This is a genomic window from Curtobacterium sp. ODYSSEY 48 V2 (assembly GCF_023712625.1).
In the GTDB taxonomy this organism is placed as follows: Bacteria; Actinomycetota; Actinomycetes; order Actinomycetales; family Microbacteriaceae; genus Curtobacterium.
In genome coordinates, this window is the sequence record NZ_JAMAXX010000001.1 from 440,936 (window position 1) to 457,331 (window position 16,396).

Below are 16,396 nucleotides of genomic sequence, written 5' to 3' on the forward strand. Positions count from 1 at the left end.
GAGGCCCATGCAGCCGAGCCCCTACACACCGGGTGAGATCGCCCGCGCCGTTCCCGGGCGCGCCCTCCAACTCGCCGATCTGGACGAGCGCCTGTCAGTCCTGGTCGACCTCCACCGTCTGGTGGGTCGGATCCGGGTGGACCACGCCGCGCGAGGCTTCGGGAAGACGTCACTGCTCCGCGAGTACCAACGCCGGGCTTCTGCGCGCGGCGCGGCCACCGTGTGGGTGACGGCAGGTGAACCGCAAGGGCTCGTCGAGCAGATCCTCGACGAGTTGCGGCGGACCGTCGGAGCTGCCGGCGCCCCGCACGGCAGGGCTCTCCGCGAGAAGGTCGAGTCACTCCGGCTCTCGCTCGGGGTGCCGGGCGTCGCCACCGCGACGGGGACCTTCCGCTCGACGGCTCCGGACGACGAGCGCGCTCGTGCGGGCGCCCGCGGCCTCGAGGACGTCATCCGCGCCGCCACGACGGAGCGGCCGCTCGTCATCTTCGTCGACGAGATCCAGTCAGCGGACGCGGCAGGCCTCCGCACGCTGGTCTACGCCTGGCAACACCTCCAGGCGGAGGGTACGGACGTCCCCGCCGCGGTCTTCGCCGCTGGACTGCCGAACGCGCCGGAGACCATCGCCGAGATCGTCACCTTCAGCGAACGCCTCGCGTACCGACCGCTCGGCCCCCTGCATCGTGATGCCGAGGAGATCGCACTGGTCGGACCGGCTCGCCTCCTCGGAGTGCAGTGGACGCCGGAAGCCGTCGACCGCGCGTTGTCGATCGCGCAGGGCTACCCGTACTCCGTCCAGCTCATCGCCGACTCCGCGTGGGCGGCTGCAGGGCGGCCCGATCCGGGAGCGGTGATCGACGTCGGTTCGGTCGAGACCGGACACCGTTCCATGCAGGCCGACCTGGAGGCGCTCTTCCGGGCGAGGTGGTCGGCGTGCTCGACCTCGGAACGGCGTCTGCTGACGGCGATGGCACGGCTCGGCGACGGTCCGACTTCGCGGGCGTCGATCGCGGAGGCGCTGGGGACCGGGACGAACCAGCTCTCCACGCCGCGGGCGCGGCTCATCGACAAGGGACTCGTGCAACCAGCCGACCGGGGGATGCTCCAGTTCACGATCCCCGGGTTCGCCGCCTTCATCCGTTCCGAGTACTCCTGAGGGACCGGCGGCCGGAGCCCTCGAGTGGCGAGCGAGCCGTCAGGACGCCGCGAGTCCCACGTGCGGCTCCAGCCACGCCATCCCGGCAGCGATGGCCGCGCGTGCCATCGCCCAGTCGTGCCCGCCTCCCGGCACGACCCACCGCGTGACGTGCATGCCCGCCGCAGCAGCGTGCGCGGCGACCACGGGCATCGCCGGACCGTAGTGCCGGTCCAGCTGCGCAGCGGTGAAGAACGCGGACGTACCCGTGTAGGGGCCGTGCTGGGCCATCACCGCGATCGGTTGCGCCGCACGCCAGGCCGCGACGCTGCCGCCGAACCCGTGCAGGGTCTCGGCGCGGGTCGGCTCGGTCGGGCCGAGCTCACCGGAGACGTCGATCACGTTGCCGAAGCGCTGTGGATCGCCCGCCCCGAGCTGGATCGCGCAGGTACCGCCCTGCGAGAACCCGCCGACGGTCCACGCCGTGGCACCGGTCTGCACGCGCAGGTGACTCGTGATCCACGCGGGGACGTCCTGCTCGAGGTACGTCCGGCTGTTGCCGAGCGGCCCGTCGACGCACATCGGGTTGCCCGATCGTGGGCCGAGCTGATCGGGCACGACGACGATCGGCGCGAGGCCGCGGTGCAGGCCGGCGATCGCATCCATGGTGTGTGCGATGTGCCCGCCGGTCTCGACGTCGTCGGGGCCGGCGCCCCGTGACTGCCCCGACATGAGGACGGTGACGGGGAGTGGCGGCGGATCGGCGACCAGTGCCGCCGGTGGGAGCCAGAGCAGGGCGTCCCGCGCGACGAAGTGCGACCGGGTGCCCGGGATGGCGACGTGCAGCAGGCGCCCCTGCTGCGGGAGGTCGGCGGGCGGGGTCCACGTCGTCGCGAGGTCGACGCTCGACGGTTCGTGCGACGTCGGGCGCTCCGTGGCGGGGATGCCGCGGGAACTCGTCGGCACACTGCGGGTGCGCTGCGGCGCGATCAGCGTCGCGCTCGGTGCCGGAGCAGCAGGCGCCTGGTCGGACGACCCCACCGATCGCACGACGACGACGGTGAGCGCGACCGAGACGAACGCGACCACCAGGACCACGACGAGCCACACCAGGTCCCGGGAACGATCGATCGGCTGCACGTGACGGAGCGTAGGGAGCGCTCCTCGTGAGCAGTCGGTGGCAGGGGCCTGCGGCGCTGAGGAAACCCCCAACCGACACCCAGCCGGGGCCGCGCTCTGCCATCCGCTACCGTTGGGGCACGCGACAGCGGACTCGACGAGGGGGAACCGATGAGTGACGACCAGTACCCGGGCCAGGGGAACCAGGGCCAGCACCAGCCGCAGTACGCGCCGGCGCCGCAGTACGGGCAGCCGACGCACGTGACGGTCGGCTACCAGCCCGCTCCGCCGCGTGGTCTGAGCATCGCGAGCATGGTGCTCGGCCTGGTGTCGATCGTCCTGGGGTTCACCTTCCTCGTGCCGCTGGTCGGGTTCGTCCTCGGCATCGTCGGCCTCCGGAAGGAACCCGCCGGTCGCGGGATGGCGGTCACCGGTCTGATCCTGAACGGGCTCTTCGTCGTGGGGTGGGCGCTGCTCGTCATCTTCGTGATCGGCATCGGCGCAGCGGGCATCGCCACCAGCGGCACCTCGGGCGCCTAGCCCCCGTCTCTCCGGCAGGAGGCGCGCGGGTCGCGGACCCGGGCGCTCAGTCGCCGACCGCCCGGCGCACCGGCCCCGTCGTGTCGCCGACGCGCAGCTCCGACCGGAAGGCCGCCGGCTGCGGCTCGTCGCCCTCGAGCATCGCGAGCGCGGCGCGTGCGGCGGCCCGACCCTTCTGCTCGAACGGCTGCACCAGCGTCGTGAGCTGCCGGATCGGCGAGCGGTGGAGCAGGCTGTCGTCGACCGTGATGCCGTCGAAGCCGACGACGCTGACGTCCTCGGGCACCCGGAGTCCCGCGTCGAGCGCTGCCGAGACGACCCCGACGGCGAGCAGGTCGCTCTGCGCGATCACCGCGCTCGGGACCGGTCCGTCGCCGGTGAACAGTGACTGTCCGGCGATCCGGCCCTCCTCGACGGAGCTGGCGGCGGCCTCGACCGCGACGGCGTCGGGGTAGACGCCGCGCACACCACGGAGACGCTCCAGGGTGGTGTGGGCGACCCCCTCCGCCTCGCGCGCTGCGTCGACGGGGCCGCGGCGGCGCTCGGCGTCGAGCGGGAGGGTGACGACGGTGACCGCGGTGTGGCCGAGTTCGCGCAGGTAGTCGGCGGCACGACCGGAGGCCTCGCGGTTGTCGAGCTGGACGGGGACCGCGCCCTCGATGTCGTCGGCCTCGATCGCGACGACGGGGATCTGTCGTCGGCGGAGCACGGCGACCGCAGGGTCGATCCGCACGTTGCACCCGACCAGGACGACGGCGTCCATCGGGGCGTCGACGATCGGCCCGGCGCCGTGCTCGTCGTCGAGGGGGCTGCGCACGAGGAGCAGGGAGGCGCCCGCCTCGCCCGCGACCTCGGCGATGCCGTCGAGCGTCAGGACGTTGACCGGGTCGCGGAACGCATCGCTCAGCCGCTCGTCCATCACGACGCCGATCACCCCGGACCGCCCCCGGCGGAGCGAGCGCGCCCGCGGGTCCGGGCCCCCGTAGCCGAGGTCGGCAGCGGCGGCGAGCACCCGGGCCCTCGCGTCCTCGGACACCGGGCCGGCACCGCTGAAGGCGAGGGAGGCGGTCGACGGTGCGACCCCCGCTGCCCGTGCGACCGCGGCGAGGGTCGGCCTCGGCCCTCGGCGCACGGGACCGTCGGCGTGGTCGCGGGGGTTCGTCGCCCCGGACGCGCCGGGTGCTGTTGCCGGGTGGTCCATCGCCCGTTAGCGTAGTCACACGAACCGGTCGAATCGATTCGACCGGACAGCCGCAGGCAGGAACCCGACCAGGGACGGCCTCGCCGGCGGCCCACGACACGACCAGCACGAGACCGGAAGCTCCGCATGACGACGACGTCCACCCGAACCGCCCCGACGACCCGCACCTGGATCATCGCGGTCTTCGTGGCCTTCACGCTGTCCGGTCTGGCCATCGCCACCTGGCTCGGCCGCATCCCCAGCGTGCGCGACTCCCTCGGTGCCACCACCTTCGAGATGGGCCTGCTCGTGCTCGGCATGGCGGTCGGCTCGATCGGCGGCCTGACCTTCGCCGGCCACATCGTCGCAAAGGTCGGCGCCCGTCGGGGCGTGCAGGTGGCCTCGGTCTGCCTGGCGGTCGGCCTCGTCTTCGCGGGCGTCGCCGTCACCGCCGGCTGGGGCTTCGCCGCGATCTGGATCGGTCTCATCGCGTTCGGCTTCGGCAACGGCCTGGTCGACGTGTCGATGAACGTCTCCGGCGCCGCCGCCGAGAAGGCCGGTGGTCGCACGATCATGCCGCTCTTCCACGCCGCGTTCAGCGTCGGCACGCTCGCCGGTGCCGGGCTGGGCGCCCTGACCGAGGCGCTCGACGTCCCCGTCGTGCTGCACTTCGCGGTGCTCGGCGTCGTGGTCTGCCTGGTCATGCTCGCGGCGGCGTCGCGCTTCGGGGACGAGCACCGGTACGAGGAGCACGAGTCCACCGCGACCAGCCCGACCCCGGTGCAGCTCACGCGCTGGCAGGTCTGGGCACAGCCGTCGACGCTCCTCATCGGTGTGATCGTGCTCGGCATGGCGCTGGCCGAGGGCTCCGCCAACGACTGGCTGCCCCTCGCCATGATCGACGGGCACGGGCTCGACAACGCCGCCGGCTCCGCCGTGCTCACGGTGTTCCTCGCCGCGATGACCGCCGGACGCATCGCGGGCAGCCCGCTCATCGACCGGTTCGGCCGGGTGCCCGTGCTCCGCGTGAGCGCCGCCGTCGCCGTGGTCGGCCTCGGGCTGCTCATCTTCGTGGACGTGATCCCGATCGCGATCGTCGGTGTCGTCCTCTGGGGCCTCGGTGCGAGCCTCGGCTTCCCGATGGGCATGTCCGCCGCCGCCGACGACCCCCGCTCGGCAGCGCTCAAGGTCAGCGCCGTGGCGACGATCGGCTACGTGGCGTTCCTCGCCGGTCCGCCGCTGATCGGCTTCCTCGGCGAGCACATCGGCCTGCTCGGCGCGCTGCTCGTGGTGTTCGTGTTCATCATCGCCGCCGGCCTGGCATCGGGAGCGGCGCGCGAGACCGGCGCGGCGGCCGAGACGCTGCGGAAGCGGCGCGGACGCGACGACGGTGGCCACGGGGCGGCACGCGACCAGCAGCCGGACGCGGCGCAGCCCGGCGGGGGCGAGCCGCGCCTCCAGACCGACCGCCCGCACCACGGGACGGACGACACGGTGGCGGACCCCGCCGCGTCCGGTGGGACGCGCGCCGACCGTTAGGATCGCCGGGTGCGTCTCGTCATCGCCCGCTGCTCCGTCGACTACGCCGGACGCCTGTCGGCCCACCTGCCGCTCGCGACCCGTCTGCTCATGCTCAAGGCGGACGGCTCCCTGCTCGTCCACTCGGACGGCGGTAGCTACAAGCCGCTGAACTGGATGAGCCCGCCGTGCTCGATCGAGATGACCGAGCCGGACGAGGAGCAGGCGAGCGCCGGCATCACCCAGGTCTGGACCGTCACGCAGAAGAAGACGCAGGACAAGCTCATCGTCAGCCTGTACGAGGTCGTCGCGGACGAGAGCCACGACCTCGGCGTCGACCCCGGTCTGGTGAAGGACGGCGTCGAGGCGCACCTGCAGCAGCTCCTCGCCGAGCAGATCGAGCTCCTCGGCGACGGGCACACGCTCGTCCGACGTGAGTACATGACGGCGATCGGTCCGGTCGACATCCTGGCGCGCGACGACGCGGGGGCGAGCGTCGCGGTCGAGATGAAGCGCAACGCCAACATCGACGCCGTCGAGCAGCTCACGCGGTACCTCGAGCTCATGAACCGCGACCCGCACCTGCGGCCGGTGCAGGGCGTCCTGGCCGCGCAGACGGTCGCACCGCAGGCACGCACGCTCGCCGAGGACCGCGGCATCCGCGTCCTCGTGCTCGACTACGACGCGATGCGCGGCATCGAGGGCGGGCACACCCGCCTGTTCTGACGGTCGCGTGGCGCGCTCGGCACGCGTTCTGCGACACCGCACCCGTCGATCGACGCGTGCGATGTCGCAGGACCGGCACCGAGCCGGGAGGCTCGCCCCACCGCCCTGCGCGCCCACCGGCCCGCCCCGTGGCCGGCCCCACCGCCGCGACTAGGCTGGTCAGGACATGACGCGCCCCTACTCCGCCATCCTGTTCGACCTCGACGGGACCATCAGCGACTCCGCCCCGGGGATCCTCGAGAGCATGACGCACACCTTCCGCACGGTCGGCGTGCCCGTGCCGGACCACGCGACGCTGATGTCGTTCGTCGGCCCGCCGATCATGGACACCTTCCGGACGGCGATGGGCATGGACGACGTCGGTGCGGAGCGGACACTCGCCGTGTACCGCGAGCACTACCTGTCGCACGGGGCTCTCGACTCGGCGATGTTCAGGGGCATGGACGTCGTGCTCCGCACCCTGCACGAGGCCGGACTGCCGCTGTCCACCGCGACGAGCAAGCCCGAGACACCGGCCACGGTGATCCTCGACCACTACGGCCTGACCGGGTACTTCGACTTCGTCACCGGCGCGAGCGACGACGAGGTCCGGAGCGCCAAGGCCGACGTCGTCGCCGAGGCCCTGCGACGACTCGAGGCGGCCGGCCACGACGTCAGCCGCCCGGTGCTCGTCGGCGACCGGCTGCACGACGTCGAGGGCGCCCACGTGCACGGCGTGCCGGTCGTCTTCGCCGAGTGGGGCTACGGCTCCCCCGCCGAGGCCGAGGGCACCGTCGCCCGGGCCGCCACCCCGCTCGACCTGCTGCCGATCCTGCTGCCGGACGCGGCGGCGTGAGCAGGAACCGGTGAACACGGTCGCCCGTCGCGGACTCCGCGGTGCGGCCTGGCTGCTGCCGGCGGCGATCGTCCTCATCGCTCTCAACCTGCGCGGGCCGATCGTGGCTCCGGCGCCGGTCATCGGCGACCTGCGCGTGGACCTCGGGCTGACCGCGACGATCGCCGGGCTCCTGACGACGATCCCGGTCCTGTGCTTCTCGCTGGCGACGCCGTTCGCCAGCTGGGTGATCGCGAAGGCCGACCCGGAGCGTGCGGTGTCGCTGGCGCTCGTGATCGTGCTCGCGGGCACGGTCGTCCGGTCGACCCCGTCGGCGGCGGCGCTCCTGGTCGGCACCGCGATCATCGGCATCGGCATCACGATCGGCAACGTCGTGATCCCGGTGGTCATCCGACGGGACACCTCGCCCGAGCGCGTCGGGCTGGTGACCGGCGTGTACACGTCGGCGCTCAACGTCGGGTCGATGATCACCTCGCTCGGCACCGCCCCGATCGCTGCCGCGTGGGGGTGGCCGGTCGCCATCGCCGTGTGGGCGGTGTTCGCCGTCGTCGCCGGGGCCGCGTGGACGTACGCGGTCGGGGCGCGCGCGGCGTGGCTCCGGCCGGCCCGGGTCGAGCCCGTGGTCGCGACGGGTCCGGTCGAGCTCCTGACCGAGACCGGGTCGATCCGCACGGTGTCGGCAGCGTCGGAGCCCGTCCGACCCGCGCGCCGGCTCATCACGTGGGGGCTGACGCTGGCCTTCGGCGGGCAGGCGTTCTCGTACTACGCCCTGACCGCGTGGATCCCGACGCTGCTGCACGACGAGATCGGCTTCTCGGCGGAGTCCTCGGGCGCGAGTTCGTCCGTGTTCCAGATCCTGGCGGTGGTCGGCGCGCTCGGCGTCCCGGTGCTCGCGACCCGCTGGGCGCCCCGCGCGATCATCGCCCTCGTCGCCTTCCTCTGGCTCGCGATGCCCCTCGGGCTGCTGTTCGCGCCGCAGCTCTGGCTGCTCTGGTCGGTGCTCGGCGGAGCGGCGCAGGGCGGCGGGATCACGGTCGTCTTCATCATCGTCGTGCGGATCGTCACGAGCGACGACGACGCCCGGCGGATGTCCGCGTTCGTGCAGGGCGGCGGGTACCTGATCGGCTCGGCGGGACCCCTCGTCGCCGGGGCCCTGCACGGCGCGACCGGGAGCTGGACGGCCCCGCTGCTCGTCGTGCTCGTGGCGGTGCTGACGCTCGGCGTCGCGGGGACGCTCGCGGCCCGCCGCGTGCGCTGACGCGGCGCAGCGGCGCGGCGCGCCGCGGCGGCGAAGCGCGGCGATCGGCCCGTACTCGAGGACGTGGTTCGACGCGCTCTCGAACAACCGACGGCACGTCGCACCACGGAAGGACGTGGTGCGACGTGCCTCCCGTCGTGCAGCAGTACCCGCGGCCGACACGGCGGACGCGCGCTGCGCCTCCCGGCCGGGTCAGTCCGACTGCAGCACCTCGCGCAGCGACAGCGGCCGACGGCCGGTCACCCGCTCGACGTCCGTCGAGACGTGCGCCAGCGCACCCTCGGCGATCGCCGTGTAGGTGCTCACCCACGCGTCCGCCTGCCACGGTTCCGGGTTCCAGCGCGCACGCGAGGCGTACGCCTCCGCCACCGTCTCCGGCTGGTACGTCACGGCGCGGCTGCGCACCTCGGACACGGTGGCGGCCGCCTGGGCGAGGGTGATCGCCTCCGGTCCGGTGAGCTCGTACGTCCGGTCGGCGTGGTCCGACGGGTGCAGCAGCACCTCGGTCGCGACGCGCGCGACGTCCGCCCGCGCGACCGCGGCCATTGCGCCGACACCGGCCGGTCCGCGGATCACGCCGTCCTCGCCGACCAGGTCCTCGACGAAGTCCAGGTAGAACGAGTCCCGCAGGAACGTGTGCCGCATCGAGGTCTCCTCGATCGCCTGCTCGGTCGCCCAGTGGTCGCGGCCGAGGGTGAAGGTGGCGTCCGGTGCCGCACCCACGAACGACGTGTAGACCACGTGGGCGACGCCCGCGTCCGCGGCCGCGGCCACGAAGGCGCGGTGCTGGTCGAGGCGGTCCTGCGCCTCGGCGCCCGAGACCATGAGCAGCAGGTCGACGCCCTCGAGCGCGGCGCGGGACGCGGTCGCGTCGGCGTACGAGGCGACCGCGACCTCCGCTCCCGGCAGCTCGGGTGCCCGGGCCGCGTCGCGGACGAGCATGCGGATCGGCGTGCCGGCCCGGGCGAGCGCGCGGGCGACGGACCCGCCGATGTTGCCGGTGGCTCCGGTGATGGCGATGGTCATGGTCGCTCCTGTCCTTCGGTGCTGCTGGTCGGGTGGCTCGGGTCGGGCCGCCCTGGTCGTCCGGCTCCGGTCAGGTCCGGACCGTCCGGGAGGCACGGGTCACCGTGGCAGCGACCCTCGCCGCGTTCACGCCGTCGACCTCGAGCGCCCAGGTCCGGGCCGCCTCGTGGTCGCGTCCGTGCCGCACGTGCCGGCCCACCAGACGGTCGACGCGGACACGATCGTCCACGACGCACGCCCACGTCTCGGTGAAGAGGCCGGGCAGCGCGGACCACGGCGCGTCGGTGTCGAGCAGGTAGTTGCCCTCGGAGACGACGAGCCGGGTGCTCCGCGGCACGGCGATGCTGCCGGCGACGGGCTCGTCGACGCGGCGGTCGAAGTCCGGCGCCCAGACGACGTCGTCGTCCGCGACGACCAGACGACGGACGAGGGCGACGTAGCCGGCCGCGTCGAAGGTGTCGATCGCGCCCTTGCGGTCGTGCCGGCCGAGGGCGTCGAGTGCCGCGTTCGCCAGGTGGAAGCCGTCCATCGGGACCTGCACCGCGGTGCCGGGCCCGTGCGCGGCGTCGACGGCGACGACGATCCGGCGTGCCAGCGTCGACTTGCCCGCCCCGGGCGCCCCCGCGATGCCGAGCACCGCGCGGCCGGGAACCGCGGCGAGCGCCACCGCCCGCTCGACGGCGGCGTCGACGGACAGCTCGGTCGGGGTCACCGTCCCATCCTGACAGGAGCGGTGGTTCACTGGCCGCATGGTCGATGCGACGACGGCGTTCAGCGGGTTCTCGGTGCATGACGTCCCCGGGGCGCGGGCGTTCTACGAGGGCGTCCTCGGGCTGCCGGTGAGCGAGGACCACGGCATGCTCGTGCTGCACGTCGGCTCCGGCGCCGGGGTGCTCGTCTACCCGAAGGGGCCCGCGCACGAGCCGGCGTCGTTCACGGTGCTGAACTTCCCGGTGCCGGACGTCGACGCCGCCGTGGACGAGCTGTCGTCGAAGGGCGTCACGTTCCTGCGCTACGAGGGCGTGACCGACGAGCGCGGGGTGAACCGGCACGGCGGTCCGCTCATCGCGTGGTTCACCGACCCGTCGGGCAACGTGCTCAGCGTGCTCGAGGGCTGATCCGGTCCCACGCGTCGCGCACGGGGCCGGGTGGCAGCACCGCGGCGACCTCGGCGGTCAGGCTCGCCAGGGCTGTCAGGTGCTCGGGCAGGAGCAGGTCCCACGGCGGGGGTGCGACACGCTCGAGCGACCGGAGCGTGGCGGTGTCGGGACCGGTGCCCCACTGCTCGGCGAGGGCGTGCACGAGGACGTCCTGCTCCAGGCGCAGCTCGCGCAACCGGTCGAGGAGCCGGCGGACGCGGTCGGGGTCGGCCGCAGCGGTGACCAGGTCGCCGAGCAGCGCCCGCTCGTCCCAGAGCCGGGCGGACAGGTCGGTGGCCTCGCCGCTCACGGTCGTCGAGCCCAGCCGAGGGCGATCGGCACGAGCAGCCCGTGCCGTCGGTGGGGCAGCTCGGCGACCGGGACCCACGCGGCCTCGTCGGTCGAGCCGTCCGTCTCGCTGCGCAGCTCGCCGCCGGTGACGGTCACGCGGAACACGACCTGCACCGCCTTCATCGGCCGCCCGTTGTCGTGCATCCGGCGCTCCTTCGGCACGATGTGGTGCCGGACGCCGAGGAGCGGACCGCACGTCGCCTCGTACCCGGTCTCCTCGAGGACCTCGCGCACGACGGCCTGCTCGACGGTCTCGTCGAACTCGACCCCGCCGCCCGGCAGCGTCCACGTGCCGGCCTCGGGGACCCGCAGTCGGGCCAGGAGCACACGGTCGCCCTCGGTGATCACGCCGTAGGCGGCGAGCCGGGTGTCGTAGTCCGTGTACTCCATCCGCCGACCTTGCCAGGATCCCCTGGAGGGCACACCCAGACGCGCCGCCCGCCACCGTCCGGTGCGGGGACGGTGCGGTCCTCCGCACGGTCGACGGACCACCCGGGCCTGGCCGCTCGGACAGCTCCGGACCGTCGGCCGGCCACCCCCCGTGCAGGATCGCTCAGGATCAGCCGGGAGACCGCCGGGGACGGGCTCCCCGCTGCCGGTCCGGACACCTCGGCTCGCTACCGTCGCTGGACCACGCCGCTCCTGTCCCGTCACCCGCCGGGTGTCCGAGAGCGTCCCGACCGTCGGACCCGCCCGTGACCACCCTGCCGCTCCTGTCCGCCCACGTGCTGCTGCCCCTCTACGCCCTGACCCTGGTCGCCGCCGTCCTCGTCCTCACCACCGTCCGCCGCTCCTGGCGCTGGGCAGCCGTCGCGATCGTCGCGGGAGCGCTGGTCGGGACCATGCTCTCCTGGTTCCTCGGCGACGTCCTCGACGTGCTCGGCGTCCCGCCCACCTGGGTCGACCGGGTCTGGACGGGTGTGGTGTGCGCACTGCTCGGGGTCGCGGTCGTCGGACTCGTCCGCGGTGGCCGGGCACGGCGGGGCCGGGTGCTGACCCGGGTGGTCGCCGCGCTGCTGGTCCCCCTCGCCCTGGTGTCCGGCGGACTGGCGGTGAACCGGGACGCCGGGCTCTTCCCCACGATCGCCGACGCCCTGGGGCAGTCGCACGTGCCGCCCCTCCGCCTGCCGGACGACCCGGCCCCGGGATCGGCCCCGGTCGACGCCGCGAGCTGGCGACCCCCGCGCGACATGCCGGCCCACGGCCGCTACGGTTCGGTGCGGATCCCGGGCACCGTGTCGCACTTCCACGCCCGACCCGCGATCGTCTGGCTCCCCCCGGCCGCCCTCGTCGAGCACGCCCCGGAGCTGCCCGTCGTCGTGATGCTCTCCGGGCAGGGACCCGGCGCCGCTCCGGCGAACATCGTCGAGGCCGGCCGCATGGCGACCCGGCTCGACGCGATCGCCCACCGGCACCGCGGACTCGCACCGATCGTCGTGATGCCGGACCAGCTCGCCCGGGCATCGAACAACCCGATGTGCGTCGACGGTCCGCTCGGGAACAGCGCCACCTACCTGACGCGCGACGTCCCGACCTGGGTCCACGAGCACCTGCACGCTGCCGCCGGCGGGGCGGACTGGGCCATCGCGGGCTTCTCGCAGGGAGGCACCTGCGCCCTGCAGCTCGGGGCCGGCCGGCCCGACCGGTTCGGTTCGTGGATCGACGTCTCGGGACAGATCGGGCCGGTCCTGCAGGGTCGCGACGACACCGTCTCGAGGGGTTTCCGCGGTGACCGGGCGGCGTACGAGGCCGCGCAGCCGCTCCGAGTGCTCGCCGAGCGGGCGCCGTACCGCGACTCCGCCGCGTTCGTCGCGGCCGGTGCGGACGACAGCCGGTACGGACCGGTCGTCCCGCGGGTCGTGGCGGCCGCACGTGCAGCCGGCGTCACGGTGACGGAGCGCATCATCGAGGACGGTGGCCACGACTGGCACACCGCCGGTGTCGCCCTGGCCGAGGGCGTCGAGTGGTTCGTGCACCGCACGCACCTGGCCCGATGACGAGGACGTGACCGTGCCCTTCACCGTCAGCCACGCGGTCGTCGCCCTGGCAACACGTCGCCTTCCCGTGCCGGTCGCCGCCGTCGCGATCGGTTCGATGGCGCCGGACACGGTGCTGTTCGCGCCGTTCCTGCCGCCCTACGAGGACGCGCACTCGTGGTGGGGCGTCCCGACCATCGACCTCGCCGTCTCCCTCGTGGTGCTCGCCACGTGGTGGTTCCTCGTGCGGCCGGCATGGTCACCGGTCGTCCCGGGGCTGCGTCGGCGTCTGCCGCGGGGCTGGGGTCGCCGGCCGCCGCTCGGTGCACGCGACGTGCTGCCGGTGGTCGTGGGCTGCCTGCTCGGCAGCGTCACGCACGTCGTGTGGGACGGCTTCACCCACGAGCACGGCTTCGTGGTCCGGGCCTGGCCCGCACTGCGGGACGCCGCCGTCGGCGGGTACCCGCTGCCCTTCCTGCTGCAGGACCTGTCGAGCGTGCTCGGGCTGCTCGCCCTGCTCGTCGTCGCGGCGGTGTGGTGGCGACGCGCCGACGTCCGGCCGGTCGGGCCCCTGCCCCCCGTCGAGCGGGTCGTCCCGGTCGCAGCCCTGGCCGTGGTCGTCGTCCTGGCGCTGGCCGTCGGGGTGCGGTCGTTCCTCGCCGGCGGCGGGATCGGTGGCGTGGTCACCGCGCTGGCGTTCCGGGTGCCGGCACTCGTCGCGGTCGCCCTGGTCGTGGGTGCCGTCGTGCTGCTCGTCGGGCGTGGACTCCGCGGCCACGGGACACGCGGGTCCTAGGACCCGGCACCGGCAGGGCGCTGCGCGAACGTCCGGGTGCCCGCGGGCCCCGGCAGGGCGCTGCGTGAACGTCCGGTGCCCGCGCGGCCGGCTCCCCTCAGGCCGCGACGGCGGCGGCGGCCCAGCCGGCCCGCATGCGTGCGACCGCCCGGTCCCACCCGGCGAGCAGGTCGGTGTCGTCGCGGAGCATCGCCTGCAGCTGCAGCCCCTCGAAGAGCGCGACGAGCTGCTCGGCGGCGTGCCGCGGAGCAGCCCCGCGGGACTCACGACCGGCGACGACGTCCCGCACGAGCGCGAGGGTCACGTCCTCGAAGAGCATCGTGTACTGCTGCCGGAACCACCCGGACGCCGGGTGGCCCGGGGTCGACGTCGCGCTGAGCAGCGCGACGCGGACCCGCACGACCGCGGGGTGTCGGTGTCCGCGGTCGAGCCGGGCTCGGAGGTACGCGACGGCCCCCTCCTGCTCGGCGACCCCGCGGAGCGCATCGCGGCCGTCCTTGGTCCACCGGTCGACGACGGCCACGACGAGCAGCTCCCACGACGGGAACACGCGGTGCACCTCGGCCACCGTGACGTCGGCGGCCCGGGCGACGTCGTCCGGGCCGATCGTGTGGAAGTCGCCGTCACGGAAGGCATCGGCGGCACCGGAGACGATGCGGGCGCGGAGGTCGGCGTCGGGCATGTGGTCGATCCTGCCCACGGAGCGGTGTGCGCGCGACCTCCCGTCCGGGGGCGAGCGACGTCGGGAGCAGCAGTGAGCGCTCGACGTCACGGATCGTCACCGTCGGACACAGTGCGACACAACCCTTCCGCGGCGGTCCCCTCGCTGCCACGGTCGTCGCCATGGCGTACATCTGCTTGGTGCTCTCCGGAGCGGCACTGCTCATCAACGGGCTCACCCTGCTCGGTCGGGTCCCCGGCCGTGACAGCGGTGTGTTCAACGTCCTGATCGGCGGGCTGCAGCTCGTGCTGTGCACGGCCGTCTCCGTCACGGCCGACGGGTCACTGCCCGTCCTGCTCTCGATCGCGGGGACGTTCCTCTTCGGCCTCACCTACCTGTACGTGGGGATCGACGCGCTCGCGGGGCTCGGCTCGACGGGGCTCGGCTGGTTCTGCGGCCTCGTCGCCGCGATCGCCGTCGTCTTCGCGGTCTCGAACGTCACCGTCGACCCGGTCCTCGCCGTGCTGTGGGCGACCTGGGCCGGGCTCTGGACGCTCTTCTTCCTCCTGCTCGCCCTGGGTCGTGACCTCGGCCGGTACACCGCCTGGGCCCTCGTCCTCGCCAGCCAGACCACCACGACCGCGCCGGCGCTCCTCGGGCTCTCCGGTCGGTGGCCGGCCGGGGCCGCGTGGACCGTCGGCGCCGCCCTGGTCGCGCTCGTCGTCTTCGTCGGCGCGGCCGTGCTCTCCCGACGCGGGGCTCGCAGAGCACCGTCGACCCCCGCCCAGCCCCAGGTCGTCACACCGACGGCCACCGCCTGAACAGCACCCGCACACGCAACCCGGAAGGCACGACACCATGACCGACACCACGGCCGACCAGCTCGGCACCGCCCAGACCACCGCACCGGTCGACTACGAGACCCTTGCCGGTCGCTTCCGGCCGATCTTCGACCGCATCGCCGCCGGCGCCTCCGAGCGGGAGCAGGACCATCGGCTCCCCTTCGACGAGATCCGCGAACTCGCAGCCGCCGGGTTCGGCGCGGTCCGCGTCCCCGTCGCGTTCGGTGGCGCGGGCGCGACCCTCCCGCAGCTCTTCCGCCTGCTCACCGAGCTCGCCGCCGCGGACAGCAACATCCCGCAGGCCCTGCGCGGGCACTTCGCCCTCGTGGAGGACCGTCTCGTCGGGCGCTCCGGCGAACGCGATGCCTGGCTCGGACGATTCGGTCGGGGCGAGATCGCCGGCAACTCCTGGACCGAGGTCGGGGCCGTGCAGGTCGGCGACGTCGTCACGAAGGTCACACCGCAGGACGACGGCACCTTCCGCGTCAGCGGGCAGAAGTACTACTCGACGGGCAGCATCTTCGCGGACTGGATCGACACGTACGCGGAGCGCACCGACACCGGCGAGCGGGTCATCGCGATCGTCGACGCACACCAGCCGGGGGTCGCCCACTCGGACGACTGGGACGGCTTCGGCCAGCGGACCACGGGCTCGGGGACGAGCACGTTCACCGACGCCGTCGTGCAGGCCGACGCGGTCGTGCTGTTCGACCACCGGTTCAAGTACCAGACCGCGTTCTACCAGGCGGTGCTCCTCACCGTGCTCGCCGGCTCCGTCCTGGCCGCCGAGCGGGAGATCGCGCTGCAGGTCAGGAACCGCAACCGGGTGTTCTCGCACGGCAACGCCGACACCTTCGCCGCGGACCCGCAGATCCTGCAGGTCGTCGGCGAGGTGTCCGCGGCCGGATTCGCGGCGACCGCGATCGTCGACCGGGCAGCCGAGGCGCTGCAGGCCGCGTACGAGGGTGCTGCCCTCGACGAGGCAGAGGACGAGCGCCGGAACGACCGCGCCGAGCTCGCGACCGCACAGGCGCAGGTCTCGCTCACGTCCCTCGCGACCACGGCGACGTCACACCTGTTCGACGCCCTCGCGGCCTCGGGTGTGAGCACGACGAAGAACCTCGACCGGCACTGGCGGAACGCCCGCACCGCGGGGAGCCACAACCCGTGGGTGTTCAAGGCCCGGATCGTCGGCGACCACGCCGTCAACGGGGTCGAACCGCCCCGGGTCTGGGCGATCGGGGCGACGCGTCGCGGCTGAGCACCGCGACACCGCAGCACACCGTCGCAGGGG

Annotated in this window: 18 protein-coding genes; 11 read left to right on the forward strand and 7 right to left on the reverse strand. The window is 73.8% G+C overall.

What is annotated here, in order from left to right; all coding sequences use genetic code 11:
* Positions 1-7: 7 nt before the first annotated feature.
* A complete protein-coding gene (locus M3666_RS02145; RefSeq protein ID WP_251154355.1) occupies positions 8-1,156 on the forward strand; it encodes an ATP-binding protein in 1,149 nt (382 codons plus the stop codon).
* A 39-nt stretch (positions 1,157-1,195) separates the two neighbouring features.
* On the opposite strand, the gene M3666_RS16970 is transcribed toward M3666_RS02145, so the two are convergent.
* Positions 1,196-2,275, reverse strand: a complete 1,080-nt coding sequence (locus M3666_RS16970; protein WP_251154356.1) for an esterase family protein — start codon at positions 2,273-2,275, stop codon at positions 1,196-1,198.
* 150 nt (positions 2,276-2,425) lie between these two features.
* Here M3666_RS16970 and M3666_RS02155 point away from each other — a divergent pair, with 150 nt between their 5' ends.
* On the forward strand, positions 2,426-2,794 hold the full coding sequence (locus M3666_RS02155; protein ID WP_251154357.1) for a DUF4190 domain-containing protein: 369 nt from the start codon (positions 2,426-2,428) through the stop codon (positions 2,792-2,794).
* A gap of 46 nt (positions 2,795-2,840) precedes the next feature.
* Here the strand turns inward: M3666_RS02155 and M3666_RS02160 are convergent, their stop codons facing one another.
* A complete protein-coding gene (locus M3666_RS02160; RefSeq protein WP_251154358.1) occupies positions 2,841-3,995 on the reverse strand; it encodes a substrate-binding domain-containing protein in 1,155 nt (384 codons plus the stop codon).
* A 126-nt stretch (positions 3,996-4,121) separates the two neighbouring features.
* Here M3666_RS02160 and M3666_RS02165 point away from each other — a divergent pair, with 126 nt between their 5' ends.
* The 4 genes from M3666_RS02165 (at position 4,122) to M3666_RS02180 (ending at position 8,311) form a co-directional block, all read left to right on the forward strand.
* The gene (locus tag M3666_RS02165) at positions 4,122-5,513 is read left to right on the forward strand and encodes an MFS transporter (protein ID WP_251154359.1); all 1,392 of its coding nucleotides are present in this window, start codon (positions 4,122-4,124) and stop codon (positions 5,511-5,513) included.
* Between the two features lie 9 nt (positions 5,514-5,522).
* Positions 5,523-6,218, forward strand: coding sequence for an endonuclease NucS (nucS, locus tag M3666_RS02170; RefSeq protein ID WP_066651293.1), 696 nt, complete (start codon positions 5,523-5,525; stop codon positions 6,216-6,218).
* 166 nt (positions 6,219-6,384) lie between these two features.
* Positions 6,385-7,053: an HAD hydrolase-like protein gene (locus tag M3666_RS02175; RefSeq protein ID WP_209684693.1), complete on the forward strand. Its 669-nt coding sequence runs from the start codon at positions 6,385-6,387 to the stop codon at positions 7,051-7,053.
* A 10-nt stretch (positions 7,054-7,063) separates the two neighbouring features.
* Positions 7,064-8,311 carry a CynX/NimT family MFS transporter gene (locus tag M3666_RS02180; RefSeq protein WP_251154360.1) on the forward strand — a complete coding sequence of 416 codons (1,248 nt, stop codon included), beginning with the start codon at positions 7,064-7,066 and terminating at the stop codon, positions 8,309-8,311.
* A gap of 192 nt (positions 8,312-8,503) precedes the next feature.
* On the opposite strand, the gene M3666_RS02185 is transcribed toward M3666_RS02180, so the two are convergent.
* Together M3666_RS02185 and M3666_RS02190 are read right to left on the reverse strand one after the other, a co-directional pair.
* Positions 8,504-9,337: an NmrA family NAD(P)-binding protein gene (locus M3666_RS02185; RefSeq protein WP_251154361.1), complete on the reverse strand. Its 834-nt coding sequence runs from the start codon at positions 9,335-9,337 to the stop codon at positions 8,504-8,506.
* 70 nt (positions 9,338-9,407) lie between these two features.
* Positions 9,408-10,049, reverse strand: coding sequence for a nucleoside/nucleotide kinase family protein (locus M3666_RS02190; protein ID WP_251154362.1), 642 nt, complete (start codon positions 10,047-10,049; stop codon positions 9,408-9,410).
* Between the two features lie 37 nt (positions 10,050-10,086).
* On the opposite strand from M3666_RS02190, the gene M3666_RS02195 reads away from it, so the two are divergent.
* Positions 10,087-10,455 (forward strand): VOC family protein, encoded by a 369-nt coding sequence (locus tag M3666_RS02195; RefSeq protein WP_251154363.1) that lies wholly within the window; start codon positions 10,087-10,089, stop codon positions 10,453-10,455.
* On the opposite strand, the gene M3666_RS02200 is transcribed toward M3666_RS02195, so the two are convergent.
* Complete coding sequence (locus M3666_RS02200) at positions 10,436-10,786, reverse strand: hypothetical protein (RefSeq protein WP_066651271.1); 351 nt, start codon at positions 10,784-10,786, stop codon at positions 10,436-10,438. The genes M3666_RS02195 and M3666_RS02200 overlap by 20 nt on opposite strands.
* Complete coding sequence (locus M3666_RS02205) at positions 10,783-11,217, reverse strand: NUDIX hydrolase (RefSeq protein ID WP_066651264.1); 435 nt, start codon at positions 11,215-11,217, stop codon at positions 10,783-10,785. The genes M3666_RS02200 and M3666_RS02205 overlap by 4 nt, the downstream gene beginning before the upstream one ends.
* 305 nt (positions 11,218-11,522) lie before the next feature.
* On the opposite strand from M3666_RS02205, the gene M3666_RS02210 reads away from it, so the two are divergent.
* The gene (locus M3666_RS02210; protein ID WP_251154364.1) at positions 11,523-12,824 is read left to right on the forward strand and encodes an esterase family protein; all 1,302 of its coding nucleotides are present in this window, start codon (positions 11,523-11,525) and stop codon (positions 12,822-12,824) included.
* Positions 12,825-12,837: 13 nt separating this feature from the next.
* On the forward strand, positions 12,838-13,599 hold the full coding sequence (locus M3666_RS02215; RefSeq protein ID WP_251154365.1) for a DUF4184 family protein: 762 nt from the start codon (positions 12,838-12,840) through the stop codon (positions 13,597-13,599).
* 97 nt (positions 13,600-13,696) lie between these two features.
* On the opposite strand, the gene M3666_RS02220 is transcribed toward M3666_RS02215, so the two are convergent.
* A complete protein-coding gene (locus M3666_RS02220; protein WP_251154366.1) occupies positions 13,697-14,281 on the reverse strand; it encodes a TetR/AcrR family transcriptional regulator in 585 nt (194 codons plus the stop codon).
* Between the two features lie 161 nt (positions 14,282-14,442).
* Here M3666_RS02220 and M3666_RS02225 point away from each other — a divergent pair, with 161 nt between their 5' ends.
* Complete coding sequence (locus M3666_RS02225; protein ID WP_251154367.1) at positions 14,443-15,081, forward strand: AmiS/UreI family transporter; 639 nt, start codon at positions 14,443-14,445, stop codon at positions 15,079-15,081.
* Positions 15,082-15,118: 37 nt separating this feature from the next.
* Positions 15,119-16,363 carry an acyl-CoA dehydrogenase family protein gene (locus tag M3666_RS02230; protein WP_251154368.1) on the forward strand — a complete coding sequence of 415 codons (1,245 nt, stop codon included), beginning with the start codon at positions 15,119-15,121 and terminating at the stop codon, positions 16,361-16,363.
* Positions 16,364-16,396: the final 33 nt, after the last annotated feature.

What these genes read in the sequence shown, in the direction of transcription:
- M3666_RS02145 (WP_251154355.1), top strand. Translation starts at nt 8, where the DNA reads ATGCAGCCGAGCCCCTACACACCGGGTGAGATCGCCCGCGCCGTTCCC.
- M3666_RS02155 (WP_251154357.1), top strand. Translation starts at nt 2,426, where the DNA reads ATGAGTGACGACCAGTACCCGGGCCAGGGGAACCAGGGCCAGCACCAG.
- M3666_RS02160 (WP_251154358.1), bottom strand. Translation starts at nt 3,995, where the DNA reads ATGGACCACCCGGCAACAGCACCCGGCGCGTCCGGGGCGACGAACCCC.
- M3666_RS02165 (WP_251154359.1), top strand. Translation starts at nt 4,122, where the DNA reads ATGACGACGACGTCCACCCGAACCGCCCCGACGACCCGCACCTGGATC.
- M3666_RS02175 (WP_209684693.1), top strand. Translation starts at nt 6,385, where the DNA reads ATGACGCGCCCCTACTCCGCCATCCTGTTCGACCTCGACGGGACCATC.
- M3666_RS02185 (WP_251154361.1), bottom strand. Translation starts at nt 9,337, where the DNA reads ATGACCATCGCCATCACCGGAGCCACCGGCAACATCGGCGGGTCCGTC.
- M3666_RS02195 (WP_251154363.1), top strand. Translation starts at nt 10,087, where the DNA reads ATGGTCGATGCGACGACGGCGTTCAGCGGGTTCTCGGTGCATGACGTC.
- M3666_RS02205 (WP_066651264.1), bottom strand. Translation starts at nt 11,217, where the DNA reads ATGGAGTACACGGACTACGACACCCGGCTCGCCGCCTACGGCGTGATC.
- M3666_RS02220 (WP_251154366.1), bottom strand. Translation starts at nt 14,281, where the DNA reads ATGCCCGACGCCGACCTCCGCGCCCGCATCGTCTCCGGTGCCGCCGAT.
- M3666_RS02225 (WP_251154367.1), top strand. Translation starts at nt 14,443, where the DNA reads ATGGCGTACATCTGCTTGGTGCTCTCCGGAGCGGCACTGCTCATCAAC.
- M3666_RS02230 (WP_251154368.1), top strand. Translation starts at nt 15,119, where the DNA reads ATGACCGACACCACGGCCGACCAGCTCGGCACCGCCCAGACCACCGCA.